Origin of the sequence: Serratia sp. root2 (assembly GCF_031931805.1) — a bacterium.
GTDB lineage: Bacteria > Pseudomonadota > Gammaproteobacteria > Enterobacterales > Enterobacteriaceae > Serratia > Serratia inhibens.
Map to the genome: position 1 here is coordinate 1 of NZ_JAUJXB010000025.1, position 387 is coordinate 387.

General features: G+C 60.2%; 1 protein-coding gene. It reads right to left on the reverse strand.

The features are described 5' to 3' along the window. A partial coding sequence (locus QZQ97_RS24510) for a filamentous hemagglutinin N-terminal domain-containing protein (RefSeq protein ID WP_311995516.1) occupies positions 1-387 on the reverse strand: 387 nt, incomplete at both ends.

Here is a 387-nt window from a genome sequence, read left to right on the forward strand (position 1 = left end):
AAAGTGATTCTTTCCGGCCAGGAAATCGGCATTGCTGATGTCACGCGTCGAGGCCACCAGCCCACCCACGTTCACCTGGGCGTTCTTGCCGAACACCACGCCGTTCGGGTTCACCAGGAACACTTTGCCGTTGGCGTCGATTTTCCCCTGGATATCACTGCCGTTGACGCCCATCACGCGGTTCAGCGCCACCGAGCCGCTGCCCGGCTGGTTGAACTTCACGCCTTCATTGGCACCGACGCTGAAACCGTCCCACTGCGTGATCAGCTTGTCGCTTTGCTGATTGATGGTCATCTGCTGGCCGCTGGTAGCAATGTCGCCTTTGCCGGACACAATATTCTGCCCGGTCGGCAAGGCGTAAGCCGGCTCCAGTGCCACCAGGCCCAG